7 protein-coding genes are annotated in these 13,041 nt (G+C 36.9%); 1 reads left to right on the forward strand and 6 read right to left on the reverse strand.

All coding sequences use genetic code 11. The features are described from left to right. Nucleotides 1-149 precede the first annotated feature (149 nt). Nucleotides 150-1,637, forward strand: a complete 1,488-nt coding sequence (locus tag OPU68_RS11945; protein ID WP_498474216.1) for a glycoside hydrolase family 28 protein — start codon at nucleotides 150-152, stop codon at nucleotides 1,635-1,637. A gap of 65 nt (nucleotides 1,638-1,702) precedes the next feature. On the opposite strand, the gene OPU68_RS11950 is transcribed toward OPU68_RS11945, so the two are convergent. The 6 genes from OPU68_RS11950 to OPU68_RS11975 all read right to left on the reverse strand — a co-directional run bounded on the left by OPU68_RS11950 (nucleotide 1,703) and on the right by OPU68_RS11975 (nucleotide 13,035). Further along, nucleotides 1,703-3,802, reverse strand: coding sequence for a type IA DNA topoisomerase (locus OPU68_RS11950; protein WP_498474217.1), 2,100 nt, complete (start codon nucleotides 3,800-3,802; stop codon nucleotides 1,703-1,705). Between the two features lie 585 nt (nucleotides 3,803-4,387). Continuing rightward, nucleotides 4,388-5,782, reverse strand: a complete 1,395-nt coding sequence (locus tag OPU68_RS11955) for a DUF4932 domain-containing protein (protein WP_498474218.1) — start codon at nucleotides 5,780-5,782, stop codon at nucleotides 4,388-4,390. Nucleotides 5,783-5,881: 99 nt separating this feature from the next. Next, nucleotides 5,882-7,168 (reverse strand): TolC family protein, encoded by a 1,287-nt coding sequence (locus tag OPU68_RS11960; RefSeq protein ID WP_498474219.1) that lies wholly within the window; start codon nucleotides 7,166-7,168, stop codon nucleotides 5,882-5,884. A 92-nt stretch (nucleotides 7,169-7,260) separates the two neighbouring features. After that, a complete protein-coding gene (locus OPU68_RS11965; protein ID WP_498474220.1) occupies nucleotides 7,261-9,684 on the reverse strand; it encodes an ABC transporter permease in 2,424 nt (807 codons plus the stop codon). Between the two features lie 94 nt (nucleotides 9,685-9,778). Then, nucleotides 9,779-12,196, reverse strand: a complete 2,418-nt coding sequence (locus OPU68_RS11970; protein WP_498474221.1) for an ABC transporter permease — start codon at nucleotides 12,194-12,196, stop codon at nucleotides 9,779-9,781. A gap of 116 nt (nucleotides 12,197-12,312) precedes the next feature. Beyond that, entirely contained in the window at nucleotides 12,313-13,035 is a 723-nt protein-coding gene (locus tag OPU68_RS11975; RefSeq protein WP_498474222.1) for an ABC transporter ATP-binding protein, read from the reverse strand. Nucleotides 13,036-13,041 lie beyond the last annotated feature (6 nt).

Consider the following 13,041-nt stretch of genomic DNA (forward strand, 5'->3'; position numbering starts at 1 on the left):
GCTTGAACGTAAATCCTTTTTTGTGGCTGGAAAAGCAAAGGTAAAAAGATTGGGAGTGGAAGACGGATAAAGCTACCCAAATTATAACTAGCGATTAGACTTTAACTAAAACATTTATAATCAATCAAAAGAATTCATACAAATAAACAATGAAACAATTTTTAATAGGATTTGCACTTTCTCTGACAGCACTGGTTTCTGCGCAGAAAAATGACATCAATTATTACATCCAAAAAGCGCCATTCAAATTCGGGGAAATGATTTTGCCGACAATTCCTCAAAAGGATTACAACATTAAGGATTTTGGAGGTGTTGCCGATGGGAAAACGCTGAATACAAAAGCTTTTGAAAAAGCGATTACCAAAATTGCTGCAAACGGTGGCGGAAGATTGATTGTCCCAGCCGGAACCTGGTTGACAGGACCAATTGAGCTGAAAAGCAAAATCGATTTTCATGTTGAGGAAGGTGCAATTGTACAGTTCAGCAGCGATGTAAAGCAATTCCCGATAAGAGAAACTTCGTCCGGGAAATTTGAGGTGACCGCTCCGATTTGGGGAAATAATCTGAAAGATGTTTCATTCACCGGAAAAGGAATTTTTGATGGTGCCGGAGAAGCCTGGAGGCCAGTGAAGAAATTCAAAACAACCGATGCACAATGGAAAGAATTGCTTGCAAAACCAGGAAGCACGCTGAGTGAAGACGGCAAAATCTGGTGGCCAAGTGCTGCTGCAAAAAACGGCGAAGAATTAGCAAAAGTGATTACAAAAACACCCAATGCAACAATCGAAATGTACGAACAAATACATCATTTCCTGAGACCGATGATGTTTACTCTTTCGAAAGTTACCAATCTTTTGATTGACGGACCAACGTTCCGAAACTCGCCAAAGTTTGTCATCAATCCAAAACAAATTACCAATCTTGTGATAAGAAACACGACTGTTTACAATCCGAAATGGGCTCAAAACGGAGACGGAATAGATATCAGCGCTTCGAAAAACGTGATCATTTACAACACAAAAGTGAACGCTGGCGACGACGGAATCTGTATGAAATCCAGCGGAACTCCGAAAAATGGTGAAGCTAATCTGCAAAACGTCATCATCGCAGAATGTACTGTGAATGAAGGTCACGGCGGTTTCGTCATCGGAAGTAATACGGATGGTGGAATGAAAAATATCTATGTGACCAACTGTACTTTTGACGGAACAGATATCGGAATCCGTGTAAAAAGTAACTCCGGAAGAGGTGGCGATGTGAGCCAGATTTTCATCGAAAATATCGAGATGAAAAACATTATTAAAGAAGCGGTTATGTTTGATACTTTTTATGCGGATGCGCCAGTTGGAAGCACAAAAGAGAATGAAGCGGCTCAACACACTGGCGAGAAAGTTCCTTATTTCCACGATTTTTATGTGAGCAATATCAACTGTTCTTCGTCAGAAACAGCGTTTAGTTTCAGTGGACTTCCTGAGAAACTGATTGAAAATCTATATTTTAAAAATGTAAATATCACAAGTAAAAAAGGAATTGTTGGTAAGAATGCCAACAACATCGTTTTTGAAAATGTGAAAATAAATAACAGTACAGATTATAAAGTAGACAGTAATCTGAAAAAAGCAATTTTTGTAAAATAATTTTTTACGATTATTAAAGGTGTTAATTTCAAAACCCTTTCAGATTGAAGCTGAAAGGGTTTTTTCTATTTTAAAGCAATTGTAAAATCTTCATTCATCATTAAAATTCCTTCTTCCTGATTTCCTGTGAAACCTTTCAGTTTGGAAGTTTTGCTTTTCAGAATCAAATCCTGAAGTTGTTTTTCTGACAATTTTTTTCCGAATATTTCAAATGAAACTTTGAAACCGCAAGCTTTGAAATCCGAACAACCGATTGCTGCTTTTCCTTTCATCAGATTGTTGGCTTTGCACTTTGGACATTGGGTTTCTGTCCATATGATTTCGCTTTTTACTCTTGATACTTTTTCTTTTGGCGGTGCAGGTTTTTCTTCCTCAAAATTGATAACTTTTCCTTTTGAACTGATGACTTTTCGGGTCAATTCTGTTACCATTTCTATCAATTCGTCTTTGAACTGATTGGCTTCGTATTCGCCTTTTTCGATTCTTCGAAGTTTGGATTCCCATTCTCCGGTGAGTTCTGGGCTTTTCAGAACTTCGTCTTCGATGGTGTCAATCAATTCGATTCCGATTGAGGTTGCAACCAGATTTTTCTTTTTGCGTTCGATGTATTTTCTTCGGAACAAGGTTTCGATGATGTTGGCTCTGGTTGATGGTCTTCCGATGCCATTATTTTTGAGCATTTCGCGGAGTTCCTCGTCTTCAACCTGTTTTCCGGCAGTTTCCATTGCTCTTAGCAAAGTTGCTTCTGTGTAAGGTTTTGGTGGCGAAGTTTTTCCTTGGTGAATCAATGGAGCGTGGTCGCCTTTTTCGCCAGCTACGAATTCAGGAATTGTTTGTTCCTCGTCTTTATTTTCTTTTTCAGATTCGTCTTTTTTATCTTTCGCATAAACCGCTCTCCAGCCTGGTTCCAGGATTTGTTTTCCTGAAGCTTTGAAAGGAATTGTTCCAACCTGACCTTCAACCAAAGTATTTGAAATCTTACATTCCGGATAGAAAACGGCGATGAATCTTTTTGCTACTAAATCATAAATTAATTTCTCTTCTCGGCTCAAGTTTGATGAAGGCGGAATTTCTGTCGGAATGATGGCGTGGTGATCCGTCACCTTCGTATCATCGAAAACGGCTTTCGTCTTTGGGATTGGCTGAGCAAGTAATGGCGAAATCAAGTCTGAATAAATTGTCATACTTCTCAGAATTCCACCGATTTTTGGATAAAGGTTTTCTGATAAATAAGTCGTATCAACTCTTGGATAAGTCGTGTGTTTTTTCTCGTAAAGACTTTGGATATAATTAAGTGTATGCTCCGCAGAGAAACCGAATTTTTTATTCGCTTCCACCTGAAGTCCTGTCAAATCGAATAATCTTGGATTTTTTTCTTTTCCTTCTTTGATTTCGAAAGAGACGATTTCGAATTGATTTTTTTTGAGATATTCTAAGCCTTTTTCTGCTTTTTCTAAAGTTTTTAATCGGTCAATTAATGCACTAAAAAGCACATCCCGATATTTCGTTTTCAGTTCCCAATATTCTTCCTGAGAAAATGCATCGATTTCTTTTTGACGTTGAACAAGCATTGCCAAAGTTGGTGTCTGAACGCGACCAATTGATAAAACGGCTTTGTTTCCACCAAATTTTTTCGTGAACAATCTCGTGGCATTGATTCCTAAAAGCCAATCGCCGATTGCTCTTGCATTTCCAGCCTGATACAGATTTTTGTAATCTTCCGCAGGTTTCAGATTTTCAAAACCTTCTTTGATGGAATCTTCTGTCAAGGACGAAATCCATAAACGTTTCATTGGTTTGTCGCATTTTGCTTTTTGCAAAACCCAACGCTGAATGAGTTCTCCCTCTTGCCCGGCATCACCACAATTGATGACCTCATCACATTCCTGTACTAATTTTGCTATGGTATTGAATTGTTTCTCAACGCCATTGTTATCTATTAGTTTGATTCCGAATTGTTTTGGAATAATGGGTAAGAAAATTAAATCCCAGGATTTGAAATGCGGTGCGTAATCCTGCGGTTCTTTCAGCGTGCAAAGATGTCCGAAAGTCCAGGTGACGCAATAACCGTTACCTTCCATATAGCCGCTTTTGGGATTATTGGCACCCAAAACTTTGGCAATATCGCGGGCAACGCTGGGTTTTTCGGCTATACAAAGTTTCATTGAATCTGGACTTGAAATAAGGCTTGCAAAAATGCGATTTTTAAAATGAAAAAACGAGGGATTTTGAACACAAAGTTCACAAAGATTTTTTTATCTGTATTGAAAATAATTTAGGTTCACGAAGGCGCTTCGCTTATAAAAGCTTAAATGTGAATTTATTCCTTTCAAACGCACAGTGCGCAAAGTTTTTTTATCTGTATTGAATTTTTTTAAGGTTCATAAGGCGTAAAACTCAGCAAAGAGAGACAAAAATTAGAGCAGTAAGCCTGTCATTCCGAGGTACGAGGAATTTCAGATTCTTCATTACACTTTGTTTCATTCAGAATGACAAATATAACCTTCTACACTAATGTTGTTTTACGTCGAATCTGTGCCCCGACTTGAATGGAAATCCTTTTTTGCGTAGGCATCAGTTTCTATTGAACTGAAATCGTTTGCAAAAAAGATTGATTTCGTCGAACCACTACGCTAGGTTTGTGAACGGAAGGCGGATAAAGGCGCCCAAAAAATTATTGTTAAAACAAAAAATCCCTCCGAAGTCATAAACTACGGAAGGATTCTTAAGAAAATAATAATAATGTATTTTTAGTTGGAAACGATTTGCAAATTGGCAACTATTTCGCTGACTTTTTGTTCGTAGGTTTTGCTAAAAAATTCGTTGTAATACCAATATTCCAGCTGGTTTACAATCTGTGGCAGATAGATGAAGGAACGGTTTTTTAGATTATCATTTAGGATTTCGTCTGCTTTTTCATTATCGCCTAATCGTTTTGCGATGATGACTTCTCCGGCCCTGTTGAAATGCTCATAGAGGCAGATTTTCCATTGATTATAGCCCTGTTCCGACATTTTATTTTTTATAGGTTCATAGAGAAATTCCTTTGAAGCCATCAGTTTTTCGTCCAATTGGTCAACTGCCGGATTTACGAAGGAATGACCAAACTCGTGGATGCAAATGGTTCTTATCGAAACTTCATTTTGGAATCCCAAATCCAGTTTGGAAGTATCATTGATACTTTCCGGCTTGTTGAAACAGGCGAAAACATTGCCAATCGAGTCGGCATTTCCAACCGCAAAACCCTGACCGAAAGGCATTGTCAAACTCGGATACAAAACATAATGATCCACTTTTTTGCCATAAAAATGTTCCATCTCTGTGATGAAATTTTCCCTTGGAATGTGATTCGAAACTTCCGAAATCATCTCTTGATAATATGGCTGATAGTTTCTAAGGAAATCGTCAAAATGAATTTCCTTGTAAAAATCATTGAATGTTTTTATGAATTTTTCCTGGTCAGATATCGATGAAAATTCGTGAGAGAATTGATTATCTGAATTAATTTTTGCATTCGGGAAATTGTTCAGACTCATTACGAAGTTTGAAAAGTGGAGATAAAAATTTTTGTCAAAATACGATTTGATAATCTCCAGATTTTTGGATTTTTGATAAGCTTTGAATTCTTTTCCAATCTTCAGATTCAAGGCGTACAAATCTTTGATTTTTGTATCTTTTCCTTCGATTTTAAAAGTCTGGTCATCCGGGATATTTTCAAAATCCTCGAGGTTTAATAAAAGATAACTTAGAGCCAGCAATTCGAAATTTTGATTGGAAACAACCTGGATGGTCTTGATGTCAAAAATCGGATATTTCAATTCAAAAGAGCCTTTGGCTTTTTCGCCAACAATCTGGATTTGAGACGGATTTTGCAAATCAATTTTGATATGGTTGATCTTATTTTGGTTTGGAATTTCCTTTCCGTCTTTCAACAAATATAAATTCCCTTCGGAGTTTTGAAACTCCGAACTCAGATAAACGAACTTATTTTTTTCCGTTTTGAAATCGATTCTTTCTTTTCCTGTGAAGTTTTCAAAATCTGCTTTCCACGAATCGTGACTTTGGTTTGTCTTGAGATTTTGATAAGCCACGGAGCAGGAATTTGTAAAAACTGCCAACGTGAAAAGAGCAATTGTTTTTTTCATTTTAATATTCGAAATTTTAACGCAAAGTTCGCAAAGATTTTTGACTACTAACTGTTTTTAGATTCGCAAAGACGCTTCAAGATTGAGTTGCTAATATTTTTAAAATCCAGCTTCAAAGACTTTCAGCAGTTCGGTTTGTTGGATGACTTCGTTTTTGCTGTTGATGAGATTATAATTTGCTTGTAACCAGTTATTTCGCACAACGAAAAATGTGTACGCATCCATCAATCCTTCTTTGTACTTTTCTTCGGATTTTTGGAAAGAGAGCTTTTGATTTTCGAAATTGGCCTGAAGCAAAGTGTATTTTTCTTCAGAATTCTGGAATTGTGCTTTTATGGAATTGATACTTTGAGTCAGATTATTAATAACGATTTCCTTGTCATAATTTGAATTGATGACATTGAGTTTGGCAATCTCAACATTATTTTTAACTTGCAACTTGTTGAAAACAGGAATATTAAGCCCAAATCCAACCTGCTGGTTTTTGTTTCTTTTCAATTGATCTGAAAATGCATCGGCTGGTTCACCTAACGTTTTGTTGTAAAAAGTGGACCAGTTGTAAGCGCCATTTAAAGTTGGGAGATAAGCCGATTTTGCTATGGCTACATTTTTTTGCTGTGCTTTTATCTCCGTCTGAACCGACTGATAAGCCGGATTCTTCTCCAAAAGATTATTCACAAAATTTGCGTCGTTGAAATTCGAACTTGCAAGCGCATCATCTTCCATTTTGAAATTCAAGGAATCTCTTGTTATCGCCAGAGCATTGAGTAAATTTATTTTTGAAAGATCTCTGGAATTTTTGGCGGAAACCCACTGTTCCTGCAAGGTTCCAAGGTTGGCCTTGATATCATAAACATCACTTTTTGGTCGGTTTCCGATTTCCACTTCTTTTTCTGTGCGCTTGATCTGGTCTTCTATCCCGGAGATCTGCGTTTCCAAAACATCCAGCCAGCTTTTGCTGTTCTGATAGGTAAAAAAGGTCTGAATGACAATTATTTTAACTTCATTCTGTGCCTGTTTCATTCTGAAAGTGGAGGTTTCTCTGTTGATTTTTGACAAAGAAATATTGAGGTAATTTTGCCAGTTCATCAGTTCCCAATTGGCTTGCGCATAGACATTATCATTCTGTGTGTTTATGCTTTCCCTTTGATTATTCTGCGGATTGATTCCGTTTCCAAAGTTGTAATTGTGATTGATTCCTGCATCCACCGATGGCAGCAACATTCCCTTTGCGGCAGAAATCTGACGGTCGTTTTTTTGGATATTAACCGCTGACTGCTTTACCAGAGGATGATTGGCAGAGGCGTAATCCAGACATTGTTTCAAAGTCCAACTCTGCTGAGCGGGGAAAAGGTTTATTAATAATATGAAGAATAGTTTTTTCATTGTGGAAATTTTGGTTGAAAGATAGATGACGGAAGATGGATGTTTCAATTATAATGTTAAAACTTCCAGCTTCCTTCATCCAACCTCCGGCTTTATTCGTATTTCAGGTATTTTACAAGGTTGATCTTTGAAGCACGATAAGCTTTGAAACTTACTACCGTGAATGTTAAAATCAATAATAAAATCATACTCAGAATATATGGCCAGACGGGCATTTCTATACGGTATGAAAAATCCTTAAGCCATTCGTTCATCGCATAATAACTCAATGGAATGCTTAATATAACTGCGAGAAAGCAGATGATGAGAAATCTTTTGGTCAAGTCCCAGATGATGGTTCTTTCGTCTGCACCCAAAGTTTTTTTGATAGCAACATCTTTTAGTTTTTGTTCTATTAATAATGATGACAAGGCGAACAATCCTAATAATGCAATTACCAGAACCACAATATTCAAGGTTGTAAAAAGCGTCTGCTGTTTCTGAAATTTTTCAAAGGTTTTTGCAAATTGTTTATCTACAAACTCATAATCGAAAGGATAGCCTGGTTCTGCTTTGGTAAGCCAGAATTCCTTGATTCTTTCCAATGTTCCGTCGATATCATTTCCCGAAAGTTTGATCTGGAGATTCTGCATATTATTTTTGACCCAATTTCTGTCATAATTGAAGAAAACTACAGGTGCAATCGGTTTGTCAACGCCGCCATAATAGAAGTCCTTTACGACACCCAGAATCTTATATTTTTTCTTACCATCCCAGCCCGTTAGGATTTCTTTTCCGATTGCATTTTTGTAATTATAACCTAGCTTGCCTGCAAAAGTTTCGTTTACGACAGCTCCATTAATTGTGTCAGAAGTTATTTTCCAATTCAGGTCTCTTCCCGATAAAAATTTGATCTTGTAAAAACGCAGATAATTTTCATCAATTGCGCCAAGACTTGTGCTTTCCACCATTTTGGTTGTATCAATAGCATTTTTGGCTACCGAAATATTAGATATTCCTCTTCCAATAGATTGTATCGAACCTGTAATATCGGCAACACCGGATATTTTGGAAACTTCACTTTTCAGAAGCCTATACTTTTTGAAGTTGTAATTATTTTCCCAATTGGTTTTCTTGAAATCGATTTGAATCACTTGATCGCCTTTGAATCCCAAATCTTTATTCATCATATATTTGACCTGAGTATGAATAACTATAGAACAAATGATGAAGAATGACGAAATGATCAGCTGCAAAGTCAAAATTGAATTCCGCAGCCAGACGCCTTGTCTGCTTCTGGCGAAATTACCTTTCAGCGTATTGATCGGTTTGAAGTTCGAAAGATAAAGTGCGGGAATCAATCCTGAGATCAATGAAAAAATGATCAATAATAACCCTGTGTAGATGAATAAGTCAGGATCATTCAGTTTGATTTCTTTGTTCAGAAATTTGTTATACGAAGGAAGAAAAAGCTCGACCAACGCAAAAGCTATAACATAAGCCGTACAACAAATCATAAAAGTTTCCAACAAAAACTGAAAAATCAATTTTGATTTCGAACTTCCGATTGCCTTTCTTACACCTACTTCTTTTGCACGTTGAGAAGCTTGCGCCGTTTTAAGATTAATCAAATTAATCCCTGACAAAAGCAGAATCAATGCAGATAATCCCAAGAGAATCATAATCGATTTTTTATCGCCTTTGTTGATTCCATCATTACTTTTAGCATCCAATTTTATGTTAGCAATCGATGTCAGGTAAACTTTCAGGGGATTTTTTTTATCAATTTCGTAGCCCCATTTTTTAGCAGAGATCTCATCCTCTTTCTGCATTTTTTTTGAAATTTTGTCTTCCAATGCTTTAATATCAGAGCCCGGTTTCAATTTGAAAAAACCAAAATAGCTATAGCTCGTCCACTGGGTTTTGCTGCCATCCAAATAGGGATTCATAAAGAGGAAATCCGGTTTGAATACTGTATTTTCTTTTGGATTTTTATAAATAGCTGTTACAACATAATTTTTATTATCAATTTCATTTTTAACAGATTTTCCTATGGCGTTCAGATATTCATCGCCAAAAAGTAATTTGGCCGTTTCATCTGACAAAGCCACTTTGCTGTCATCTGATAACGCATTTTTAAAATTTCCTGCCACTTTTTCAAAAGGAAAAAAATCAAAAAATGAATCTACAGTTGCACCGGCCGAAACATAAGCTGAATTACTTCCGAATGTAAGTTTCTTTTTCCCCCAATCGTTGAATATTGTAGCCGCCTCAATCTCAGAAAACAATTCTTTCGAAGTGAAAATTTCCGGATAACTGGAAACCGACATTATTCCAAATGAAGGATTGCTATTCTCAACGAGATAGATGTTTTCCTTATTCGGAATCCATTCTTCATAAGATTTCTCGTCCTGCCACTGGATAAATATCAATAGAAAAACACACAAACCAACACTCAGTCCCAAGATATTGATGATCGTGGAAAGCCAGTTTTTTCTGTAATTGATGAATGCTATTTTGAGCCAGTTTTTCAGCATAGTTTTTGGTTTTTGGTTGGAAGATGGATGAGGGAAGATGGATGTTAATTACTGTGCGGAAAAACTTCCAGCTTCCATCATCAAACATCCATCATTATTCGTATTTCAGATATTTCACAAGGTTTACTTTTGTCGCTTGATAAGCTTTGATACTCACCACAGAGAAGGTCAAAAGAAGCAAAACGACAAGACTCAAAACGAAAGGTAAAACCGGCATATCAATTCTGTAAGCGAAGTCTTTCAGCCATTCGTTCATCAGATAATAGCTTATTGGAATACTTATCAAAACGGAAATCAAAGTGATCCAGAGGAACTGTTTCGTCAATCCAAGAATCAAAGTTCCGTCCGATGCGCCAAGTGTTTTCCGGATGGCAACGTCTTTCAGTTTCTGCTCGATCATTAATGATGACAAGGCAAATAATCCTAATAATGCAACCATCAGAACCATTGCGTTCAGGATTGTGAAAAGCGTCTGTTGTTTTTGATACTTCACAAAACTCTCGGCGAATTTTTTATCAATAAAATAAGAATCGAAAGGATAGCCGGGCTCTACATTTTTCTGCCAGTAAGCTTTTATTCTTTTCACCGTTCCGTCGATGTCATTCTGGTCGATTTTCAATTGGATATTGTAGACATCAAATCGTTTCCAATCGGTTTCTCTGTAGTGGAAAAATACGATGGGTTCTATGGTGGTTTTTAGATTTCTGATATTAAAATCTTTTACAATTCCCACAATGTGATAATCCTTCTGATAATCAAACCCGGGATGGAATATGTTCTTCAAGGCTTCCTCATCACTCCAACCAAATTTTTTCACAAAAGCTTCATTAACCAAAACATTACTTATCGTATCAGATGCAAGTTTTGGATCCAGCCAACGTCCTTTTTTTAATTTTACATTAATAAATTTCAGATAATTATAATCCATAGATCCGTGCTGGGCTTGTATGCTTTTATCCATATAATCCATATTGGAATCACTTGATCTGCCATTTCCGGGAACAGCTTCTCCATAAGAAATATCACTTATACCCTGTATCTTTCTCATTTCATTCTTAAGCCGTTCATATTTCATCCATGGTTTGGGATTGTCTTCGCTGAAGTTTACCATCAAAATCTGTTTTCCGCTGTAGCCAAGATCTTTATTCATCATATATCTGACCTGCTGGTTTACAATTATGCTCCCGATGATGAAGAAAGAAGAGATAATCAATTGCAAAGTCAGAATCCCATTTCGTAGCCAAATGCCGTGTTTGCTTCTGGCGAAGTTTCCTTTCAGCGTTTCTATCGCTTTGAAGTTGGAAAGATAAGTGGCTGGAATCAATCCGGAGATCAACGTTACCATCAAAACCATTGCAAATGAGTAAAAGTAAATATGCCAATCGTTCATTACCATTTCCTTGTCATAGAACTTATTGAAGCTTGGCAAAAGCAGTTCTGTTAAAGCAAGAGAAAAGAGATATGAGGCGAAACAAATTATGAAAGTTTCCATCAAGAACTGCAGCACAAGATTAGACTTTGTACTACCAATAGCTTTTCTGACACCAATTTCTTTGGCACGCTGAGAAGCTTGCGCCGTCTTCAGATTGATAAAATTAATCGCTGATAAAATAACAATCAATACAGAAAGTGTGAACAGAATCATCATCGTTTTGAAATCTCCTACACCAAACCACGAAGCTTTGGCGTGCAGTTTTATTTTATCCAACGGCGTTAGCAAGCAATCATTGGGTCCATATAGCTCTAAATATTTTTGCGGTGTGATGCCTGCTCCTCCAGCATTTAGTTTAGCTCTATATTCAAAAACATCCTTTACAATTTTTTGTTGAACAACCAGAGGATCTGCCTCTTTCCCAAGCATAAAAAAACAACCATAATTGAAGTTTCCCCATTGGTCTTCATCGTTTTTCATTGGTTCTACGGGCTTCAGAAGAAACTCTGGCTTTATCTGGCTGTTTTCTTTTGGTAACTCATAAACTGCCGTTACAACAAAATTTTTATTATTGAACTTGAGACTTTCGCCAGCAACATTAGTTTTACCAAATAGATTTTTGGCGGTAGTTGTCGAGAGTGCAATATCGCCACCACCTTTCAAAGCATTTTTATAACTCCCGTCAACCAGTTTGAAAGGAAAAAATTCGAAAAAATTATCCGACACATTCATTCCGCCCTCTTGGAAGACTGTTTTAGACTTCGTGGTTATTTTGAAACCCAGTCCTGAACTTTTGAACAAAACGTAATCCTTGATATCAGGTATAACCTCTTTTGCACGTTTCGCGATCGGAATAGAAATATTGTTCCCATAAGAGTTTTCTTTTTTGTTGTAGGTTTGGAAAGCGTAAATCTGGTCCTTCTTCGGATTCCATTTTTCGAAGGATTCTTCGTCATTCCAGTGCATTAGAATGAGCATAAATCCGGTCAACCCAATCGTTAATCCAAACAGATTAATAATCGTGGAAAGCCAGTTCTTTTTATAATTGATGAAGGCAATTTTGAGCCAGTTGTTAATCATAATTGATAGTTGATAAGTGATAAATGATAATTTCGAAAGTCGGATGCGGGAAGATGGAAGAATTCTGAAATGTAAATACACCCAACTTCCATCAGCCAGCTTCCTTTATTTAACAATTATTCGAAGTTTTTAGAATCCGCTTTTTCGAAGACGTCTTTTCTTTGAGTAGAATGTTCCTCGCTGAAGATTTCGCCGTCTTTCATATTCACGATTCTTGAGGCGTAACCTGCATCATAGGAAGAGTGCGTTACCATTGCAATCGTGGAACCTTCTCTATGAAGTTCCGCCAAAAGGTTCATCACCTCGTTTCCATTGGAGCTGTCTAGGTTTCCGGTTGGCTCATCGGCAAGAATTAATTTTGGTTTTGTGACCAAAGCTCTTGCAACGGCCGCTCTCTGTTGCTGACCTCCGGAAAGCTGTTGTGGGTAATGTTTTGCTCTATGAGAAATGTTGATTTTCTCCATAATTTCTTCCACTCTCTTTTTCCTTTCTGAGGAAGAAACACCGTTGTAGATTAATGGAAGTTCAACATTTTCATAAACCGTGAGTTCATCAATCAAATTAAAATTCTGAAAAATAAAACCTATGTTTTTCTTTCTGATGTCCGATTTTTTCTTCTCAGAAGTTCCTATTGTTTCTACAGATTCAAATTGATAAGAACCCGAAGATGCGCTGTCCAGAAGTCCGAGAATATTAAGAAAAGTAGATTTTCCACAACCGGAAGGTCCCATTATCGCTACAAATTCGCCTTCTTTGATGTTGAGGCTCACATTGTTTAAAGCATTGGTTTGAACATCTTCGGTTTTATAGACTTTTGAAAGGTTTTGAATATTTATCATTTTATT

It is taken from the genome of Chryseobacterium sp. TB1-D10, from assembly GCF_059803555.1.